At 73.1% G+C, this 20,490-nt stretch carries 16 protein-coding genes; 7 read left to right on the top strand and 9 right to left on the bottom strand.

Annotation, left to right across the window (positions count from 1 at the left end; translation table 11 throughout):
• Nucleotides 1-5 precede the first annotated feature (5 nt).
• From AC07FT_RS28200 to AC07FT_RS28230, 7 genes are all read right to left on the bottom strand, one after another.
• A complete protein-coding gene (locus AC07FT_RS28200) occupies nucleotides 6-1,109 on the bottom strand; it encodes an NAD(P)H-dependent flavin oxidoreductase (RefSeq protein WP_479178688.1) in 1,104 nt (367 codons plus the stop codon).
• Nucleotides 1,110-1,186: 77 nt separating this feature from the next.
• The gene (locus AC07FT_RS28205) at nucleotides 1,187-2,743 is read right to left on the bottom strand and encodes a phytoene desaturase family protein (protein ID WP_479178690.1); all 1,557 of its coding nucleotides are present in this window, start codon (nucleotides 2,741-2,743) and stop codon (nucleotides 1,187-1,189) included.
• A 593-nt stretch (nucleotides 2,744-3,336) separates the two neighbouring features.
• Nucleotides 3,337-5,586 carry a serine/threonine-protein kinase gene (locus AC07FT_RS28210; RefSeq protein WP_479178692.1) on the bottom strand — a complete coding sequence of 750 codons (2,250 nt, stop codon included), beginning with the start codon at nucleotides 5,584-5,586 and terminating at the stop codon, nucleotides 3,337-3,339.
• Nucleotides 5,568-6,569 carry an oxygenase MpaB family protein gene (locus AC07FT_RS28215; RefSeq protein ID WP_479178693.1) on the bottom strand — a complete coding sequence of 334 codons (1,002 nt, stop codon included), beginning with the start codon at nucleotides 6,567-6,569 and terminating at the stop codon, nucleotides 5,568-5,570. The genes AC07FT_RS28210 and AC07FT_RS28215 overlap by 19 nt, the downstream gene beginning before the upstream one ends.
• 289 nt (nucleotides 6,570-6,858) lie before the next feature.
• Nucleotides 6,859-7,740, bottom strand: a complete 882-nt coding sequence (locus AC07FT_RS28220) for an AraC family transcriptional regulator (protein ID WP_479178694.1) — start codon at nucleotides 7,738-7,740, stop codon at nucleotides 6,859-6,861.
• A gap of 9 nt (nucleotides 7,741-7,749) precedes the next feature.
• Complete coding sequence (locus AC07FT_RS28225; RefSeq protein ID WP_479178695.1) at nucleotides 7,750-8,592, bottom strand: alpha/beta fold hydrolase; 843 nt, start codon at nucleotides 8,590-8,592, stop codon at nucleotides 7,750-7,752.
• A gap of 149 nt (nucleotides 8,593-8,741) precedes the next feature.
• Nucleotides 8,742-9,473: an SDR family oxidoreductase gene (locus AC07FT_RS28230; RefSeq protein WP_479178697.1), complete on the bottom strand. Its 732-nt coding sequence runs from the start codon at nucleotides 9,471-9,473 to the stop codon at nucleotides 8,742-8,744.
• A 95-nt stretch (nucleotides 9,474-9,568) separates the two neighbouring features.
• Between AC07FT_RS28230 and AC07FT_RS28235 the strand changes: the two genes are divergently transcribed.
• The gene (locus AC07FT_RS28235; RefSeq protein WP_479178698.1) at nucleotides 9,569-10,420 is read left to right on the top strand and encodes a LysR family transcriptional regulator; all 852 of its coding nucleotides are present in this window, start codon (nucleotides 9,569-9,571) and stop codon (nucleotides 10,418-10,420) included.
• Between the two features lie 25 nt (nucleotides 10,421-10,445).
• Here AC07FT_RS28235 and AC07FT_RS28240 read toward each other — a convergent pair whose 3' ends face one another.
• Nucleotides 10,446-11,624: an acyl-CoA dehydrogenase family protein gene (locus tag AC07FT_RS28240; protein ID WP_479178700.1), complete on the bottom strand. Its 1,179-nt coding sequence runs from the start codon at nucleotides 11,622-11,624 to the stop codon at nucleotides 10,446-10,448.
• Between the two features lie 333 nt (nucleotides 11,625-11,957).
• Nucleotides 11,958-14,324 carry a pyridoxamine 5'-phosphate oxidase family protein gene (locus AC07FT_RS28245; protein WP_479178702.1) on the bottom strand — a complete coding sequence of 789 codons (2,367 nt, stop codon included), beginning with the start codon at nucleotides 14,322-14,324 and terminating at the stop codon, nucleotides 11,958-11,960.
• A gap of 142 nt (nucleotides 14,325-14,466) precedes the next feature.
• Here AC07FT_RS28245 and dhaK point away from each other — a divergent pair, with 142 nt between their 5' ends.
• From dhaK to AC07FT_RS28275, 6 genes are all read left to right on the top strand, one after another.
• The gene (dhaK, locus tag AC07FT_RS28250; RefSeq protein WP_479178704.1) at nucleotides 14,467-15,459 is read left to right on the top strand and encodes a dihydroxyacetone kinase subunit DhaK; all 993 of its coding nucleotides are present in this window, start codon (nucleotides 14,467-14,469) and stop codon (nucleotides 15,457-15,459) included.
• 60 nt (nucleotides 15,460-15,519) lie between these two features.
• The gene (gene dhaL / locus AC07FT_RS28255; RefSeq protein ID WP_479178706.1) at nucleotides 15,520-16,152 is read left to right on the top strand and encodes a dihydroxyacetone kinase subunit DhaL; all 633 of its coding nucleotides are present in this window, start codon (nucleotides 15,520-15,522) and stop codon (nucleotides 16,150-16,152) included.
• Nucleotides 16,149-16,565, top strand: a complete 417-nt coding sequence (gene dhaM, locus AC07FT_RS28260) for a dihydroxyacetone kinase phosphoryl donor subunit DhaM (protein ID WP_471204831.1) — start codon at nucleotides 16,149-16,151, stop codon at nucleotides 16,563-16,565. Before dhaL ends, dhaM begins: the two co-directional genes overlap by 4 nt.
• Nucleotides 16,566-17,077: 512 nt before the next feature.
• The gene (locus tag AC07FT_RS28265) at nucleotides 17,078-18,157 is read left to right on the top strand and encodes a polyprenyl synthetase family protein (protein ID WP_479178708.1); all 1,080 of its coding nucleotides are present in this window, start codon (nucleotides 17,078-17,080) and stop codon (nucleotides 18,155-18,157) included.
• Entirely contained in the window at nucleotides 18,154-19,077 is a 924-nt protein-coding gene (locus AC07FT_RS28270) for a terpene synthase family protein (protein WP_479178709.1), read from the top strand. The genes AC07FT_RS28265 and AC07FT_RS28270 overlap by 4 nt, the downstream gene beginning before the upstream one ends.
• Nucleotides 19,078-19,103: 26 nt before the next feature.
• A complete protein-coding gene (locus tag AC07FT_RS28275) occupies nucleotides 19,104-20,462 on the top strand; it encodes a cytochrome P450 (RefSeq protein ID WP_479178711.1) in 1,359 nt (452 codons plus the stop codon).
• Nucleotides 20,463-20,490 lie beyond the last annotated feature (28 nt).

Below are 20,490 nucleotides of genomic sequence, written 5' to 3' on the forward strand. Positions count from 1 at the left end.
TCCGGTCACGCCCGTCCGGCGATGCGGTTGATGCGGTCGATGGCACGCTCGAATCCTCGGGTCAGGTCGTCGACGACGGCCCGGACGCTGCGGGTGGTGTCCATCCGGCCGACGATCTGGCCGACCGGGGTGCCGAGCAGCGGTTCCACCTCGTATTTCTGGATGCGGGAGACGGCCTCGGCGACCAGCAGCCCCTGGAGCGGCATGGGCAGCGGGTCCGGTCCCTCCGGGTCCTCCCAGGCGTCGGTCCACGCGGTGCGCAGCTGGCGGGCGGGTTTGCCGGTGAGCGCGCGGGAGCGCACGGTGTCCCCCGATCCGGCCGCCAGCAGTTTCCGGGTGAGGGCGGCCGAGTGCAGTCCGGCCTCCTCGGTGGTGAGCCAGACCGAGCCCAGCCAGACGCCCTGGGCGCCGAGCGCGAGTCCGGCGGCGACCTGTTCACCGCTGCCGATACCGCCGGCCGCGAGCACCGGCAGCGGATCCACGGCCCGCACCACCTCGGGGGTGAGCACCATGGTGGCGATCTCGCCGGTGTGGCCGCCCGCCTCGTAGCCCTGCGCGACGACGATGTCGACCCCCGCCTCCTGGTGACGGCGGGCGTGGTGGGCGCTGCCGGCGAGCGCGGCCACCAGGATGCCGTGGCCGTGGGCACGGTCGATGACATCGGCGGGCGGTGAACCGAGCGCGTTCGCCAGCAGTCTGACGGGGTAGTCGAAGGCCACGTCGAGCTGGCTGCGGGCCACCTTCTCCAGCCAGCCGGTGATCCGCCAGCCGGACGCCTCGCCCTCGGGCAGCTCCGGCACCCCGTGTCCGGCCAGCGTCTCCGCCACGAAGCGGCGGTGCCCCTCGGGGATCATCTCCTCGATGTCCGCCTCGGTCACCCCCGCCACCTGGCGGGCGGGCATCACCACGTCCAGGCCGTAGGGCAGGCCGTCGGTGTGCCGCTCCATCCAGTCCAGATCGCGGGCCAGGTCCCCGGCCTCGCCGTAGCGCACCGCGCCGAGCACCCCGAAGCCACCGGCCCGGGTGATCGCCGCGGCGACGGCGGGAAACGGGGTGAAGCCGAAGATGGCGTGTTCCACGCCCAGCCGTGTGCTCAGCTCCGTTCTCATGGGCGGCAGGATGCCGCAGCGGACCGGACGAGGGAAGAGTTTTTCTGACGGAACGTCAGATCGCTGGGATCCCGGTGTCAGCGCTCGAGCACGGCCATGGCCGCGTTGTGCCCGGGGATCCCGCTCACCCCGCCGCCGCGCACCGCACCCGCCCCGCACAGCAGCACATTGGTGTGGCCGGTCTCCACGCCCCAGCGGCCGGTGCCCTCCTGGGCGTAGGGGAAGGCCAGGTCCCGGTGGAAGATGTTGCCGCCGGGCAGCCGGAGTTCACGGTCCAGGTCCAGCGGACTCTTGGCCTCGATGCACGGCACTCCGTCCGCGTCGGTGGCCAGACAGTCCGCCAGCGGCTCGGCGAGATGGCCGTCGAGCTCCGCGAGCGTGGCCTCCAGCAGCGCCGCGAGCCTCGCGTCGTGGTCCTCGGTGAACAGCCGTGCCGGGGTGTGCAGTCCGAACAGCGTCAGTGTCTGATAGCCCCGGGCCGCCAGATCCGGGCCGAGGATCGACGGATCGGTGAGCGAGTGGCAGTAGATCTCCGACGGCGGACGGTGCGGCAACTCCCCCGCCGCGGCCTGCCGGTAGGCGTCCTCCAGCGCCCCGTACCCCTCGGCGATGTGGAACGTCCCGGAGAACGCCTCGCGCGGATCGGCGTCCGGATCGCGCAGCGCGGGCAGCCGCCGCAGCAGCATGTTCACCTTGAGCTGTGCTCCCTCGGCAGGCGGGGCGGGCGGGTCCTCGCCCAGCAGCCGCGCCAGCTCCCGTGGCGCGGCGCCCACCAGCACATACCGGGCGGCGGCCACTCCCTCGCCGCTGTCGCCCGTGTGGCTCACCTCCGCCGCGCTGCCGTCGGTGGCGATCGCGGTCACCTCGCGCCCGGTCTCGATCCGGGCGCCCGCCGCACGGGCCGCGTCCGCGAGCGCGTCGGTGAGCGCGCCCATCCCGCCGACCGGTACGTCCCAGTCGCCGGTGCCGCCGCCGATCACGTGGTAGAGGAAGCAGCGGTTCTGACGCAACGACGGATCGTGGGCATGGGCGAACGTGCCGATCAGCGCGTCGGTGAGGACCACGCCACGGACCAGGTCGTCCTCGAACGCGCCCTCGATCGCCTCCCCGACCGGCCGCTCGAACAGCGCCTCCCACGCCGCGTCGTCGGCGATCCGGGACCGGAGCGCCTCCTGGGTCGGCAGCGGTTCGGTCAGTGTCGGGAAGACCCGTTCGGCGACGCGCTGGGTCATCCCGTAGAAGCGCTGCCACGCGGTGAACTCACGGTCGGAACCGGTCAGCCGCGCGAACGCCTGCCGGGTGCGCCCGCCGCCCGCGGTGTCCACCAGCAGACCGGTCGGACGTCCGTCCCGCACGGCCGGGGTGTACGACGACACCGCGCGCCCGCGCACCGCGAAGCGCAGCCCCAGGTCGTCCACGATCCGTCGTGGCAACAGGCTGACCAGGTAGGAGTAGCGCGACAGCCGCGCGTCCACCCCGGCGAACGGCCGGGTGGACACCGCCGCTCCCCCGGTGTGGTCCAGGCGTTCCAGCACCAGCACACTGCGTCCGGCGCGGGCGAGATAGGCGGCGGCGACCAGCCCGTTGTGCCCGCCGCCGACGATGACGACGTCGTACGCCTCATGGTGAGCCATGCCCTCTCCCTAACACGCGCCACGGCCGGGGACCAGGCCGCCCCGCCGGGGCGCGGCGGCGCGGAGACAGAGGTCCGGGGCCTCACCGTTGCCGGCACGGCGGCCGCGGTCCGGGAGCCGGCCCCCGGACCGTGCGACGCGCGCCGCGACGCGAAGGCGGGGGCACGACGCGGGGCGCGTCCGGGACGCGGAAGCACGGGTCCCGGTGCGGGTCCCGGCGCGGACCCGCAGTCGTGACGACCGCCGCTGACGACGGACCGTCAACGAGCCCCGCCGGAGCGGCGGCAGGCGGGGCACGGACGCTGAGGTCCAGGGGCTCTCCGCCCGGGTGCGGCAAGCGCGGCCCGGGGCCGGACCCGCACGGGCCGCCCGCTGCGCATCGTGACGCGCGAACGCGCCCGGGACGCCGGGGCGCGGCCCGTCCGCCCGACGGCAGGCGGGGGGTGCGGGCGAGCGCCCATGCGCACCGGGCCCGCGAGGACCCACCCCGCGCCCGCGATGCGCCACCGCGCGGATGGAGCGCGGAGGAACAGCTCGCGGCCCGGGCATCGGCGCGGGACCGTCCGCTCGCGCGGCGGGCGCCCGGCCATCCGTCAGCCGTAGGCGCGGTGTTCGGTGGTCGTGGACTGGTGGGGGGCCATGGGCGCGGGACGGCGGCCCAGTTGTTCCAGGCAGTGGGACTCATCGGCGCGGCCGGCCACCGTGTCGGGGTGGTCGGGCCCCAGCACCCGGGCGCGGACCCGGGCGACCCGCCGGTATCCGGCCAGCGCGTCCCACCAGCGGCCCTGCCAGCCGAGCGCCACGGCCACCTCCCGTTCGCTCACCAGGGTGTCGGGATGGTCCGGACCGAGGGTGCGCTCGCGCAGGTCCCGCACCTCACGCGCCTCGGCGAGGGCCTCCGTCCAGCGCCCGAGGCGGCCGAGGTTGACGCCGAGGCCGTGCCGGGCGCGCAGGGTCTCCGGATGCGCGGCGCCCTGGACACGGGTGCGGTCCGCGACGAGGGCGCGGTAGACCGTCAGCGCCTCCGCCGCGCGGTGCAGCCGCCCGAGGCTGATGCCCACCTCGTAGCGGGCGGCGAAGGTGTCCGGGTGGTCCGGGCCGAGCGACCGGGCCCGGGCGTCGGCCACCTCGCGGTAGCCGCTCAGCGCCTCTTCCCAGCGGTCGAGCCGCCCGAGGGCGTACGCCACCTCCGAGCGGGTGACCAGGGTGTCGGGGTGCTCGGCGCCCAGCACCCGGGCCCGGGCGGAGGCCACCTCGCACGCCATCCGGTAGGCGTCCTGATGGCGGCCCAGACGCCCCAGGTTGAACGCGAGGTTGTGGCGGCAGCGCAGGGTGTCGGGGTGGTCGGCGCCCATGGTCCGCTGACGGATGGTGAGCACGGCGGCGTAGATCCGGTGGGCCTCGGTGTGGTGGCCGAGGCGGCCCAGGGTGAACGCGGTCTCCTGGCGGGCGGCGAGCGTATCGGGGTGGCCGGGGCCCAGCACCCGTTCACGGGCCGCCGCGACCTCGGCGTACCCGCGCAGCGCCTGGCCGGGGTGGTCCAGACGGCCCAGGGCGAAGGCGATCTCGTAGCGGCTGGCGAGGGTGTCGGGGTGGTCGGGGCCGAGCAGCCGTTCGCGCTCGGTGGCCACCGCGCGGTGCAGCCGGGCCGCCTCCCGCCAGCGGCCGAGCCGCCCCAGGCGCAGTCCGGCCTGGTGACGCTCACCGAGCCGCAGGACGGCCTCCGGTGCCGGGGTGTGGAGCGGCGCCACGGGTGGATGCGCCGCCACGGCCCCTGACGGGGCAGCCGCCGTGAGGTCCGCCGGCGGAGCGGGCGACAGTACGGAACGGGGGCCGGTCCAGGCGCCCGTGAGCACCGCGGGCGGGTCCGGCGGGGTGGACCGTCCCGCGGCCGTGCCGCCCGCCGGGGAGCCGGTGGTCATCCGCTCGGCCCAGACCGGAAGCCGGGGCCCCGGCAGCCGGACGGCCCGCTCCCCGGCCACCGGGAACCGGACGGTCCGCGCCACCGCGATCCGCTCGGCGAGGTCGGTGGCGTCGCGCGGACGGCACTCCGGGTCCTTGGCGAGCAGATCGAGCACCACCCGCTCGAACCGGTCGGGCAGTTCGGGGCGGTGGCGCCGGAGCGGGACGGGCACGGTGTCCCGGTGGCCGACCAGGATCGCCCAGGCGTCCCCGAGGTCGAACGGCGGTGCTCCGGTGGCCAGTTCGTACAGCACACAGCCCAGTGAGTACAGATCGCTGCGGTGGTCGACGGCACCGCCCACGATCTGCTCGGGCGACATGTAGTGCGGGGTCCCCATGGCCACACCGGTGCCGGTGAGCCGGGACGTGGGACCGATGCCGTGGCCGGGGCGGGCGATACCGAAGTCGCAGAGCTTCACCCCGCCGTCGGCGAGCCGCATGATGTTGGCCGGTTTCAGATCGCGGTGCACGATGCCCTGTTGATGGGTGTACGCGAGGGCGGCGGCGACCTGGCCGGCGATGTCCAGGACGTCCGGCACCGGCAGCGGACGGTGGTCGTTGTCCTCCAGCAGCTGACCGAGGTCGCGCCCCTCCAGCAGTTCCATGACGAGGAAGAGCACGCCCTCGTCCTCGCCGAAGTCATGGACCACGGTCACCCCGCGGTGCTGGAGCGCCGCGGCGACCCGCGCCTCGCGCCGGAACCGCTCCCGCAGTACATCGCCGATCGCCTCGTCGTGCCGCGGCCCCAGCGGTTTGAGGCACTTGACGGCGACGCGACGGCCGAGCGCCTCGTCCCGCGCCCGCCACACCTCGCCCATTCCCCCGCGCCCGATCAGGTCGAGCAGTCGGTACCGGCCCTTGATCAGCCTGGTGTCCGCCATTCTTCTCCTGCCTTCGGCGGAAGGTGCTCCCTTCCACCGCCCCCGTGGATGCCGGTCGCGCCTCTCGCCGCGGCCGGCCCGTCCCCGCTGTCCAGTATGGCCGCGTTTCTGCGGAGTTTGTAGGGCGAGGGGCGCGTACCGGGACCGAGCCGCTCCATGGCGCGCAGGATGTGTTTGGGCGGGAGCTGCCAGCGCACCCTGGGCGGAATGCAGCGCAGCGCCCTGCCGGCCACCCTCAGCCGCCGGGTGACGACGGCGGGAGCGGGTGCGGAACGGCCGTACAGGGCGTGGGCGTACGAGGGCAGGGAGGCATAGGCCAGCGCCGCGAAGCGCCCCCAGATCGCCTCGCGCGCCGGGACCAGCAGGGCGTGAACCGGAGGCCGGCGCAGAAAGGCGTCCACCTCGCGCGCCTCGGGCGTGGCGGCGAGCCGGGGGCGCACCGCGCGGAAGTAGGCGGCCAACTCCCCGGTGCTGCCGGGAACCGCCGCCGGATCGAGACCGACCAGCCGGGCCGCCTCGGTGTTCTCGGCGACGTAGGCGTCCGCCTGGGCGTCGGTGAGCGGATAGCCGGAGCGCCGGGTCACCTGGAGATAGGAGTCGATCGCGGCGCAGTGCACCCACAGCAGCAGTTCGGGCTCGTCGACACCGAGCCGGGCACCGGTGGCGGGATCGGTCAGGGAGAGCCTGCGGTGGATACCGCGGACCCGGGCCCCGGCGCGCTCGGCGGCCTCGGTGGTGCCGTAGGTGGTGGTGGCGACGAACCGCGCGGTACGGAGCAGCCGCCCCCAGGCGTCCTCGCGGAAGTCGGAGTTCTGGGTGACCCCGCGGACCGCGAGCGGATGCAGCGCCTGGAGGTACAGGGCGCGCACCCCCGCGATCCACATCACCGGATCACCATGGAGCTGCCATGTCACGGAGCGCGGGCCGTACAGCCCCGCGTCGGTGCCGTGGACGCCGTGGGAGCCGGACAACGGGGCCGCCATGACCACCACCTCCTGCGGGCCAGGCTATCCCCGGCCCGGCGAGCCGGATCCGGGCCCCCGCTCGACCTTGGCGATGGTGCTGCGGGCGAGGATCGCGCGCTGCGCGAGAGCGTTCCGGGTGAGGCAGGCGCAGCTTCCTGGACACTCGGAACGGAACCCGCGGTCGGCTCCGGGGTACGGCTGATCGGCCCTCACCTCGGCGGGGCCGTGGCGCTTTCGGGCACCAGGCATGGCGAAGAGCCCCGTGCGGGTGTCGGCCGGGAACACAGGAAGGTCCGGGCCGGGCGTCTCAGCGCTGGCCGGAAGCGAGTACGCCACCGGTCACGGGCCTCCCTGCCCGCCAGGAGTCCGGCCACGCGACGTCGTCGATCGCCAGCCACGGCGCGGCGGCGACGGCGGTCGGCGTAAGCCCCGTGAACGCCTTTACGTCGCGGTGCAGATGGGGCTGGTCGACGTAACCGCTCTCGGCCGCGACACCGGCGGGAGGAAGACCCGCCGCGAGCAGATGGGCCGCATGGTCGAACCGCACCAGCTGGGCGGCCCGCTTGGGGGTGATGCCGAGCTGCCCCCGGAAACGCGCCCACAGACGCTTGTGGCTCCAGCCGACCTCGTCCGCCAGACCGTCGATACGCACCCGGCCACCGTCGGCGACCGTCCGCCTCCAGACGTGGGCGACCTCCGGATCGACCCGCAGACCGTCCCCGGTCCGCCGGCGGACGACGTCCGCCACCATCGCGAACCGCTCGCCCCACGACCCGGCGGTACGCAGCCGCTCCTCGATGCGCACGGCATCGCGGCCCCAGACGTCCGCCAAGGACTCCACGCTTCCGCCGGCCACGGCCGACGGGCCGAGCACCACGGCCGCCACACCCGGCTGCAGCCGGATCTGCAGGCACTCGCCCACCAGGCCGGACGCCCGTAGCTCCCCGGGGGCCAGCCCGATCACGACACTGCCGCGTCCGCGGCGCCCCTGGGCGTCGCAGACCAGGCCGTGATCGTCACTCAGATCGATGAGCAGGGTGACGGACGGATGCGCGACCATCGCGATATCGACGGGCGCGGCGACACGCTGGCGGAATCCGGCCATGCTGATGCCGGGCAGCCGGTCCGAGGGCACCGGTACCGCGATCTCGACGCCCGACCACACGGGTGGTACGCACCGCGACGACACGGCACCACTCTAGGCCGGGCCTGCCGACGCGGCTCCGGAGCAGCCGGAGTAGGGGGACACGAAGTCGAGAAGCAGCCGACCCACCGCCTCGGGCGCTTCCAGCATGGGCATGTGACCAACGCCCGGCAGCATCTCGACCCGCACGTCCGGCACGACGTCGTACCGGCGCGCCGACGCCGGATCCCACCGGGGATCGGCAGCGCCGAAGACCACGAGCACCGGGAGCCCGAGGGCGGTGAGCCGCTCGGGCACGGACTGCTCGGCGAGGTACGCGGAGTTCTCGCGCAGCACTTCACGGAAGGCGCGGTACGTGGTGCTCCGCAGGTCGGCGACCATGCCGGGCGGGATGGCCGCAGGGCCGGCGAGCATGGCAACGATGCTCTTGCGGATCATCGCGTCCGAACGCCGCCGCCACAGCAGCGGCCCGAAGGGCGGTGCCAGCAGGGCGCGGAGGATGGCCGGCTGTGGCAGGAGCGCGTCGAGGCGCGGGCCGGTGCTGATCATCGCCAGTGAACCCACCAGGTCGTGGCGCTGCTCCGCGAGCGCGGTGGCGAGGTATCCACCGCTGGAGTGGCCGGCCACGGTGACCGCGCGCAGCCCGAGTTCGTCGAGCAGCGCCGCCACGCGGCCCGCCTGGGCCGCAACGTCGTAGGACCTGGCGGGCGGGGACTGGCCGCAGCCGGGGAGGTCGATCCGGACGACATGATGACGGGCGGCGAGGGCGGGGACCACCGGCCCCCAGGAGGCGCCCGAGGCTCCGGACCCGTGGATGAGCAGCAGTGGCGGCGCGTCCCGCGGTCCGTCGCGGTCCACATGCATCGGCTGCGCTCGCTGTGCGTCGTGGTCGGTCATAGGGCGATGGTGCGGGGGCGGCGGCTGCCGGTCTTGTACGAATGTCGCGAACGGCCGGCGGCGGGTGCGGCCCCGCGTCCGCCCCACCCCGGCGGCGCGCCACACCAGGCCGGCTGTCCCCTCTCACCGGGTGATGACCGCTGTGCGCATCACCAGGGCACTACACCCGCGTCGTCGAAGAACCGGCCGGTCGGGCCGTCGTCGGGCAGGGTCGCGAGTTTGATGGCGATCGCCGCGCCCTGTTCGGGGGTGCGTACACCGTGGAAGCCGTTGAGGTCGGTCGCGACGTAGCCGGGGCAGCCGGCGTTGATCAGGATGTTCGTGCCGCTCAGGTCCCGGGCGTACTGCAGGGTGACGGCGTTCAGGAACGTCTTCGACGGCGCGTACGCCACGGCCACCGGCCCCGTCCTCTGCTCAGCAGTGGTTCCTGACTGCAGGGTGAGGGAGCCGACACTGCTGGACATGTTCACGACCCGAGGTGAAGCAGAGCGGCGCAGCAGCGGCATCATCGCGTTGGTGACACGGATGACGCCGATCACGTTGGTCTCCACGACCGTCCGGACGGTGGCCGGATCGACCCGGGTGGGCTCCTGCGGCATGCGGCCGGCGATGCCGGCGTTGTTGACGAGCACGTCGAGGCGTCCGGCCTGTTCCTCGATCAGCCGTGCGGCGGCGATGACGCTCGCGTCGTCGGTCACGTCCAGTGGTACGCCGAACGCGTCGACGCCGGCCGTGCGCAGGCTCTCCACTGCGGCCTTTCGGCGCTGATCGTCGCGGGCGCCGACTCCGACGCTCCAGCCGAGGGCTCCAAGGCCCGCGGCGATCTCGTAGCCGATTCCCTTGTTCGCGCCGGTGACCAGCGCAATCGTTCGTTCGCTCATGGGGACCATGCTGCCCTCGGACTCCGGCGGGGGGCCAAGACCGAAAGGGTGGGCAACGATACCGTCCGGGTATTGATCCGGGGTAGCGTGGCCGGGTGGAAACCCGGGAACTGCGCTATTTCGTCGCTGTCGCTGAAGAGCTGCACTTCGGGCGCGCCGCGCAGCGGCTCGGGATCGCGCAGCCGCCCCTGTCACGGGCGATCCAGCAGCTCGAACGCCGGCTCGGGGTAACGCTGCTGGACCGGACCAGCCGCACCGTCACGCTGACCGAGGCCGGTTCGGTACTGATGACCGAGGGCCGGGCGGCCCTCGGCGCGGTCGACGCTGCTGAGCGCCGGACCCGCCACGCCGCCCTTTCCGCGACCGGGCGTCCCGGCCTGGTCCTGGTGACGAAGGCCAGCGCGTCCCGCGAACTGCTGGCGGAACTGCTCGACGCGTACGCCGCCGAACCCGGCGCGGTCGCCGTCGACGTCATCCTGTGCGGCCCGGCCGAGCAGGAACGACTTCTGCGCGAGGGCCGGGCCGATGTGGCGCTGCTGCACCGGCCGTTCGACTCGACGGCCGGGTTCGACACCGAAGAGCTCAGCACGGAGGGCCAGGTCGTGGTCCTGCCGGCCGGGCATCCGCTCACTGCCCGGACCCATGTGCACATGGCCGACATCACCGGGCTGCCGGACCTTCCGCTGCCACGTTGGCCTGGCCCGGACGGCGCCTACCCGCCCGGCCCCGGCCCGCGGGTCCGTGACTTCGCGCAGTTGTTGCAGCTCGTCGCGCTCGGCCGGGCTTGCGCGGTCTCACCGGAGTCGTGCCGAGCCCAACTGCCCGGTGACCTCGCCGCCGTGCCCGTGGTGGACGCGCCGAACGTCACCACCGTGATCGCCTGGCCACCGCACAGTCGGTCCAGAGCCGTCGCCGACCTTGTCCGCACTGCGACACGTCTCCGGTAGTTCTCAGACCCGTGGTCACATCGGCTCAGCGCCGCACCCGCGGCATCCCCAGTCCGATCCAGGAGATGATCTCCCGCTGGACCTCGTTGTTGCCGCCGCCGAAGGTGAAGACCACGCTGCTGCGGTAGCCGCGTTCCAGTTCGCCGTGGAGCACCGCGCCCGCCGAGCCCTCCTTGAGCGGGCCCGCCGTGCCGACGATCTCCATCAGCCAGGCGTAGGCGTCGCGGCGGGCCTCGGAGCCGTACACCTTGACGGCGGAGGCGTCCTGCGGGGTGAGGGTCTCGCGCTGGAGGGCGTCCACCATCTGCCAGTTGAGCAGTTTCATGGCGTCCAGCCGGGCGTGGGTGCGGGCCAGCCGGGCGCGTACCCAGCCGAGGTCGATCACCCGGCGGCCGTCGGCGAGTTTGGTGTCGGCGGCCCACTGCCGGACGCCGCGCAGGGCGCGGATGGCCATGGTGCCGTGCGCGGCGAGGGTGACGCGTTCGTAGTTGAGCTGGGTGGTGATCATGCGCCAGCCCTCGTTCTCCTCGCCGACCCGGCGGTTCACCGGCACCCGGATGTCCTCGTAGTAGCTGGACGTGGTGTCGTGCGAGGCCAGGGTGGTGATGGGGGTGCAGGAGTAGCCGGGGTCGCGGGTCGGCACCAGCAGGATGCTGATGCCCTTGTGGGGCCGGGCGTCGAGGTCGGTGCGGACGGCGAGCCAGACCCAGTCGGCGGTGTCGCCGTTGGTGGTCCAGGTCTTCTGTCCGTTGACGACGTAGGTGTCGCCCTCGCGCACCGCGCGGGTCTTCAGTGAGGCGAGGTCGGTCCCGGCGTCGGGTTCGCTGTAGCCGATGGCGAAGTCGATCTCGCCGGAGAGGATCTTCGGCAGGAAGTACGCCTTCTGCTCCTCGGTGCCGTACCGCATCAGGGTGGGCCCGACGGTGTTGAGGGCCATGAGGGGCAGCGGTACGCCCGCCTGGGCGGCCTCGTCGAAGAAGATGAACTGCTCGACGGGGCCGAGGCCGCGTCCGCCGTACTCCTGGGGCCAGCCGACGCCCAGCCAGCGGTCGGCGCCCAGCCTCCGGATGGTCTCGCGGTAGAACCGCTTCTGCCCGGCGGGATCCGCGTAGCGGGCGTAGGCGTTGTCGGGGACCAGCTCGGTGAAGTAGGTCCGCAGTTCGGCGCGCAACCGCCGCTGCTCAGGGGTGAATTCGAGGTCCACGGCCCCTCCTGGAGTCTCACGTGTGCCGCGACGGCGGTGATGGGAGCGTCCTGGGATCGAGGGGCACGGTAGAACGTGTTCCACCAATGCGGAAGGGTCCGTGCGACAGGTATCCGACGATCCGTCAGTTCGCTGTCGGCCAGCTGTCGATCGGGGCCGGGTGGTCGGTGGTCACCGCAGTCCGCCACGGTGGAAGCGGGCCACCAGCTCCGGGGTCAGCCTGGGCTGACCCCGGTCGCCTTCAGCTCCGGCGCCCGCTCCAGCGGTCCGCCCGAGGGGTGGTGGCACGCCGGATCGATCTCACCTCGTCCGTGAAGTGTCGGTGGCGGGCGGTCAGTCCCGGCCCGTGACGGACGGTTCGACGGTGACGCTGGGCGGGGGTTCGACCGGCGTGCGGCCCCCGGACCCGCCCGGCGGAACCTCGGCCGGCGGGGTCTCATCCGGTGAACTCCCCTCCGGTGAGGTCTCGTCCGGCAGCGCCCCCTCCGGCATGGCCCCATCCGGCGCGGTCTCCTCCGTCGGGGTCTCGCTCGGCGGGGCCTCGCCGCCCGGCTGAGTCTCCCTCCCCGGCGAGGCGGTGTCACCCGGCAGGACCTCCCCCCGCGGCGGGGCGGTGTCACCGTCCGGGCGTACGGTCCGCACCGGCTGCCCCGGACGCCAGGTGCGCAGCACCGTGCCGGACTCCTCCACCGAGGTGTGAGCCACCTCGGACACCTCGGCGCGGAAGAGGTGGAACGGCTGTGACGGCCGGACCGCCTCGACATAGCGGTCGATCACCTCGGGGTCGGTCACCTCGACCACCCGGCCGCTGACGCGCGCGTCACCCTCGGCCATCACGTCCCGCGGGCCGGGGTTGGCCTGGAGCGAGAACCGCGGATCACGACGCGGGTCCAGCTCCTTGTACGACGCGGGGGTCAGCGCGAGCCACAGCTCCCCGGCGCCGAAGGTGACGTCGAGCGGGGTCAGCCGCGGCGAGCCGTCCTTGCGCACGGTGGCGAGCACATGGTGGCGGTACTGGCCGAAGCGGTCCCGCACGGCGCCGGCGAGTCCGGGCTCCTCCGACGCGAACCGGGACCAGCCCACGGCGGGTTCGGCCGTCATGGCGCCCATGGTCCCCGGCTTGCCGGACGTCCCCTGCCCGGATCTCCGCGCCTCCAGCTCCCGCGCCTGCTCGACCGGCAGATGGGCGTTCCACTCGGTGCCCGCCAGCGGATACGCGACCCAGTCGCGGGCGTAGGACGGCGGATGCCCGCCCTTGCGCTTGGTGAGCACGGCGGTGGGCTCATGGGCGGACCGGCGCAGCAGCGCCGCGGGGGTGGTGGACTTGTTGTTGCCGCTGGTCTGCGCGGAGGAGCAGCCCGCGTGGTACGCGACGGGCAGCGCACGGTCACCGATCACCAGGCAGGGCGGCCGCAGCCCCAGCCGGGCGAGCGCGTCGGCCGCCGTGCGGTACCGCCCGGTGACCGTGTCGGACTGGCCCGCGGCATGGCTGAGGACCGCGTACTGACTGATGAGCTGGAGGGCGACGACGACCCCGAGCGCGACGGCCATGTGCCGGGGTGACTTCGCCGCGCGCACCGCGCGGAACACCAGCCCGGCGATGGGCAGCGCGAGCAGCGCGTAGGAGGGCATCAGGAAGCGCGGCGCGGAGTAGTCGATGAGCAGCAGATAGGGCACGGAGAGCGCGGCCGCGCAGACGACGGGCAGCACGGTGGTCGGCAGACCCGGGGTCCGGCGCGGGTCGGGCCGCCCCAGGCCGACCCGGATCCGGGTGCGCCGCTGCTGGCGGTCGCGCAGGGCCGCGACCACCGCCGCGGCGGTGAGCAGCGGCAGCGCGAGCCACCAGACGGTCAGCTCCGGGTGGCGCAGCGGCACTTCGCAGGGCCGGCAGAGCTGCGGCCCGTTGAGGCTGCGGAGCGCGGCGCTGACGGCGAAGTGCAGCCCCATCCCGCCCTCGACATCACTGGAGACGTCCAGCCGCTGGCTGATACCGCCGAACCGGTCGTACGCCTCGCCGATCCACTGGGCCGCGCCGAGCAGCAGTCCGCCGACCACGGCGGGCAGTGCGGGCCGCCAGGCGCGGACGGCGACGGCGCCGATGAGCAGGGGCAGCCCGAGCCAGCCGCCGTCGGGGGTGCGGACGAGGGTGACACCCGCCAGGACGGCGGCCAGCCACCAGCGGGCGTTGCGGTCGGCCGGAACCCGCAGGAACCACCCGACGGCGGCCACGGCGCCCAGCGCGACCCACAGGTTCGGCATCACCGCGGGCCCGCTGATCACCGTGATCCACAGGCCGGAGAACAGCAGCGCGGCCAGCGCGACCGTGGTCCGGGGCAGCAGCCGGGTCCAGACCCGGAAGGAGGCGTAGAGCGCGAGCGCGGAAAGCACCGTCAGGAGCAGCCGGAGCGCCGGAACGGAGGAGGTCGCGGCCACGACGGGGGCGACCAGCAGGCTGATGCCGCGCGAGCGCGGGGCGCTGAAGAACGCGGGCGGATTGCGCGGGTCCACCTGGGAGACGTAGACGGACTCGTCCCAGCCCAGCGCGTGTCCGGTGTGCGGGACGACCACGGCGAGCTGGACCACGGCATACCCGGCGGCCACCAGGCCCAGCCAGGGCACCCGGCGCCGGTGCCGCGGCAGCTCAGGCGGATGCGGGCGTGGGCGCGCGACAGCGGTCGCCGATGCGGCAGTATTCTCCATGCGCGCACCATATGATGCCTATGTACCTTTTTCGGCCTATTAGGCCGTTCGGCTCCATGTCCAAGGGGTGCCATGTCAGCGCCGGATCCGTAGGCTGTTTGAGCGGTGAACAGCCCCCACCCGGCGGAGGACGGACACACCCATGAAGATGCTCATCAACGTCGCCGAATCCGTGGTCTCCGACGCCTTGCGCGGAATGGCCGCCTCCCACCCCGAGCTGACGGTGGACGTCGAGAATCGCGTGATCGTCCGGAAGGACGCCCCGGTCGCCGACAAGGTGGCCCTGGTGTCCGGCGGCGGTTCCGGACACGAACCGCTGCACGGCGGTTTCGTGGGGCGCGGCATGCTCGACGCCGCCTGTGCCGGGGAGGTCTTCACCTCACCCGTGCCCGACCAGATGGTGCGCGCCGCGGCCGCCGTGGACAGCGGCAAGGGCGTGCTGTTCATCGTGAAGAACTACACCGGTGACGTCCTCAACTTCGACATGGCCGCCGAACTGGCCGAGGACGAGGGCGTCCAGGTGGCCAAGGTACTGGTCAACGATGACGTGGCGGTGACCGACAGCCTCTACACAGCCGGCCGCCGCGGCACCGGCGCCACCCTGTTCGTGGAGAAGATCGCGGGCGCCGCCGCCGAGGAGGGCATGCCGCTGGAGCGGGTGGAGGCCATCGCCCGCCGGGTGAACGAGCTCTCCCGCAGCTTCGGGGTGGCGCTGACCGCCTGTTCCACCCCCGCCAAGGGCGGCCCCACCTTCGACCTCCCGGCCGGGGAACTGGAGTTGGGCGTGGGCATCCACGGCGAACCGGGCCGTGAGCGCAGGGCCATGATGACCTCCCGCGAGATCGCCGACTACGCGGTGAACGTGGTGCTGGAGGACCTGCCCCCGGAGAACCCGGTCCTGGTCCTGGTCAACGGAATGGGCGCAACCCCGCAGCTGGAGCTGTACGGCTTCGCCGCCGAGGTGCACCGGGTGCTCGGCGAGCGCCGGGTGGCGGTGGCACGTACGCTCGTCGGCAACTACGTCACCTCACTCGACATGGCGGGGGCTTCGGTCACGCTCTGCCAGGTCGACGAGGAACTGCTGCGACTGTGGGACGCGCCCGTACGGACCGCCGGGCTGCGGTGGGGCTGCTGACGGACCGGCCGACCCCCGTACGTACGCTGTCGCCGTTCGCTATCGACCGAGGAGGCGTCTGTGTCCAGCAGTGAACCCGCCGTCGAACACGTGCTCGACACCCCTTTCTTCCACCGCTGGCTCACCGCCGCGGCCGCGTCCGTGACCCGTGACGCCGCCCGGCTCACCGAGCTGGACTCCGCGATCGGCGACGCCGACCACGGCACCAATATGCAGCGCGGTTTCGCCGCCGTGGCCGAGGCACTGGACAAGGAGCGGCCAGGCTCCCCCGGGGCCGCCCTCGTCCTGGCAGGACGCCAGCTGATCTCCAAGGTCGGCGGTGCCTCCGGCCCGCTGTACGGCACCCTGCTGCGCCGCGCGGGCAAGGCCCTCGGTGACGCCGAGGAGATCACCCCCCAGCAGCTCACGGACGCCCTGCGGGCCGGGGTGGACGCGGTGGCGCAGCTGGGCGGTGCCGCACCCGGCGACAAGACGATGCTGGACGCGCTGCTCCCCGCGGTGGAGGAGCTGGCCGGTGGCGGTTCGTTCACCGCGGCGGCCGAGGCCGCCGAGCAGGGCGCGCTGGCCACCACCCCGATGCTCGCGCGCAAGGGCCGGGCCAGCTATCTCGGTGAGCGCAGCATCGGCCACCAGGACCCGGGCGCCGCCTCGTCGGCGCTGATCGTCGCGGCTCTCACGGAGGCCGCCCGATGAGCGGGGAGACCCAGGAGAAGCGGGTCGGCATCGTGCTGGTCTCGCACAGCGCGGCGGTCGCCGCGTCGATAGCGGAGATGGCGGCCGGGCTCGCGGGCGGCTCCGACACCCCGATACGCGCCGCCGGGGGCAACCCGGACGGCGGACTGGGCACCAGCCCGGAACTGATCACCGAGGCGGCCCACGCGGTGGACCAGGGCGCGGGCGTCGCTGTTCTGGTCGATCTGGGCAGCGCGGTGCTGACCGTGAAATCGCTGCTGGCCGAGGGCGACGAACTGCCCGACGGTGCCCGGCTGGTGGACGCGCCGCTGGTCGAGGGCGCGGTCGCCGCGGTGGTCACCGCCTCCACGGGGGCGGATGTGGACGCGGTCCTACAGGCGGCCTCGGAGGCGTACGACTACCGCAAGGTCTGAGACCACGGGCCCCTTATTGACCCATGCGTCAGCAAAGGGCCGCGGGGCGGCAAAGACCGGCACACTTTTTGTGTGCCGGTCTCTTTTCACACTCCCCATACCCGGAGACTTCTCTCCGCTTTGGCCGCCGACATACTGTTACCGGAAGAACACTCTTCCGGTTCTGTCGAAGATGTGACTAGAATGCGCACGTCCGAGTGGGTAGTTTGGCGGCACTCAAGGGGAAATATGGGCGCATATCAGTGGGCCCCTTCACCGCGCACCGCACGGTCGAGACCGCGGTGGCCCATCTGTTGCATCGTGCGCCTGACCTGCGGCTATGAACTGCGCTCGGTATTCCGGCCGTCGGTCGGCCATCCAGCGGAACGCCTCGGGTAACAGCGCGTCCGTAACGGTGTCCGGTACCGGCCCGACAGGCATCCGCCATTCGTGGATTACCGGGCTCACACCTGTCTTCTTTTCCTTGCCGCACCCAACCCATTTCCTATGCAGACGTGGAGGAGCCTGGCCTCGTGACCACACCCACGCTCAGCCCCGACTTCTTGGACACCGATGCCGTGCGCACCGCGGTGGAACGCGTTCTCGACGACTTTCTCGACACCAAGTCCGGTAGTCCGGCGCCTCCCGGACCGCCCACGCTCTCCGGACTGCTCGCGGATTTCCTGTCGGGCGGAAAACGCATTCGGCCGCTGCTGTGCGTCACCGGCTGGCGGGCCGTCGGCGGCACCGGCGACCCCGGTCCGGTGTTACGCGTCGCCGCCGGTCTGGAGTTGTTCCACGCCTTCGCGCTCCTGCACGACGATGTCATGGACGACAGTCCGGTCCGCCGTGGCCGTCCGACGATGCACCGCACCCTGGCCGCGCTGGGCGCCGCCCGGCTGGCCCCGGAGCGGATCGAACGGGCCGGGGTCAACGGCGCGGTCCTGCTCGGCGATCTCGCCCTGCTGTGGTCGGACGAGCTCCTGCACACCGCGGGCCTCACCCCCGCGCAGCTGGCCGCCGTCCTGCCTCCGCTGTCCACGATGCGCACCGAGGTGATGCTCGGTCAGTTCCTCGACCTCCAGGCCACCGGCGCGCTCACCGACGACGTCGAGGCCACCCTCACGGTCAACCGCTACAAGACCGCCACCTACACCGTGGAGCGCCCGCTGCACATCGGCGCCGCCGTCGCGGGTGCCGGACCCGCGGCCCTGGACGCCCTCAGCCGCTACGCCCTGCCGCTCGGCGAGGCGTTCCAGCTCCGGGACGATCTGCTCGGGGTGTACGGAACGGCGGAGTCGACCGGTAAGTCCCCGCTGGACGATCTGCGCGCGGGCAAGAACACCACCCTCACCGCCCTGGCCCTGCGCGCCGCCGACGGCGTCCAGGACGCCCAGCTGCGCGAGTTGCTCGGCGACCCCCTGCTGGACGAGAAGCAGGCCGCCATCGTCCGGGAGGTCTTCGACGCCACCGGCGCCCGGGAGACGGTGGAGCAGATGATCGACGACCGCAGACAACGGGCGCTGCACGCCCTGGACACCGCCCCGTTCACCCCGGACGCGGTCGCGGCGCTGCGGCGACTGGCCCGGCTCGCCACGGTGAGGACCTCATGACCGCCGATCTCCTGGGGCCCGCGTCCGCGGGGCTCGACACGCCCAGTCTGCTCCCGTACCGGGAGGAGTGCACCCGCCGGTTCACCAAGCTGTTCGCACAGGCCATCGGCCACCGGCCGGTCCCCCGCAGGCTCGCCCTCGACGAGCTGCGCGAGGTCATCGCCGCGTGCAACGCCGCCGTGGCCCCCTTGGGCGCGACCGTCTCGGACGAGCGCTGGATCTCCTATCTGGAGGTGGTGTGCTGCTCCCAGAGCGCGCGCCACCTACGGGACATGGAGGCGTTCAAGGCCGTCTGCGTCCTCAACTGCGTCACGTTCGTCTGGGACGACATGGATCCGGCCCTGCACGACTTCGAGCTGTTCCTGCCCCGGCTGCGCGCGATCTGCGAGCGCTACTACGGCGGGGAGGACGCCTGGTTCGCGTACGAGGCCGCCCGCGCCTTCGTCACCAGCGACCACATGTTCCGTGGCTCCCCGCTCAAGGCGGCGCTGTGCGGCACCTCCCCGGAGCAGTACTTCCGCTTCCGGGTGACGGACGTCGGCGTCGACTTCTGGATGAGGATGTCCTATCCGGTCTACCGGCACCGGGAGTTCACCGAGCACGCCAAGACGGGACTTGCCGCCCGGATGACCACCCGTGGACTCGCGATCGTCAATGACTTCTACTCCTTCGACCGTGAGGCCTCCCTGGGGCAGATCACCAACTGCTTCCGGCTGTGCGACGTCTCCGACCGGTCCGCCTTCGAGGAGTTCTTCCAGGACCGGCTGGACGACATATCCGAGGACATCCGGTGCATCAAGGCGTTCGACGAGGTCAGCCGGGACATCCTGCTGGACCTGCTGTACGGCAACTTCATCTGGACCATCGGCAGCGAGCGCTACCGGGCGGCCGTGAACCACGTCAACTCGCGCATCCGGTGAGGCCCGCACAGGAAGGACTCCCCCGTATGAGGACCGCGCAGCACACGGTCACCCGCGACTGGCGGATCGCCACCGCCCCCGGTGGGCTCCCGCTGGTCGGCCACGCCCCGCAACTGGCCCGCCGGCCGCTGGCGTTCCTGGCGTCCCTGCCCGCCCACGGCGATCTCCTGGAGCTCCGGCTCGGCCCCCGGCGCGTCCACCTCCCGCTCCACCCGGAGCTGGTCCAGCAGGTGCTGCTCAACGGCCGCGTCTACGACAGCGGCGGCCCGGTGAAGGACAAGGCCCGGCAGATCCTCGGCAACGGCCTGATCACCGCCGGGCGCGCGGACCACCGGAGGCAGCGGCGGCTGGTGCAGCCCGCGTTCCACCCCGCCCGGATCGAGGGGTACGCCGAGGTGGCGCGGCACGAGTGCGCGGCGGTGGCCGGATCGTGGAGCGCGGGGCGGGCGGTCGACGTCGGCCGGGAGATGCAGACGCTCACCACCCGGATCACCGCCCGCGCGCTGTTCACCACCGATATGGCGCCGCATGCCGTGGCCGAGGTCCAGCACTGTCTGCGGACCGTGGTCCGGGGCGCGTACCACCGGGCGATCGACCCCACCGGGCTCGTCGCCCGGCTGCCGCTCGCGGCCAACCGCGCCTTCATGACGGCCCTGACCCGGCTCCACCGGCGGATCGACCGTCTGATCGCCGACTACCGGGCCACCGGCGGCGACCGCGGCGACCTGCTCTCCGCGCTGTTCGCCGCCCGGGACGAGGAGACCGGGGAGCGGCTGTCGGAGCGGGAGATCCACGACCAGGTGCTGACCCTGCTGCTGGCCGGGATCGAGACCACGGCCGCCGCGCTGACCTGGACCTGGTTCCTGCTGGGCCGCGATCCGGCGGCCGAGGCCGCGCTGCACGCCGAGGTGGACGCGGTGGCGGGCGGACGGACCCCGGCCTTCGCCGATGTGCCCCGGCTGGTCCACACCCAGCGGGTGTTCACCGAGGCGCTCCGGCTGTTCCCGCCCGCCTGGATCATCACCCGCACCACCACCGAGGGCACGGAGCTGGCCGGGCGGTGGCTGCCGCCCGGGTCCGACATACTGATCAGCCCCTATGTACTGCACCGCGACGCCAGGGCGTTCCCCCGGCCGGAGACCTTCGACCCGGACCGCTGGCTGCCGGAACGGGCCGGGGAGATGACGCGCGGCTCCTATCTGCCCTTCGGCGCCGGGAGCCGGAAGTGCCTCGGTGATGTCTTCGGTATGACGGAGGCCGTCCTCGCGCTGGCCACCGTGGCCGGCCGCTGGCGGCTGCGGCCCGTGCCCGGCGCCCGGGTCCGCCCCCGGCCGCAGATGAGCCTCACCCCCGGCCCCCTCGCGATGGTCCCGGAGCCGCGATGACGGACCGCTGACACCACATCACGGGCCG

The organism is Streptomyces sp. NPDC045899, assembly GCF_056431485.1.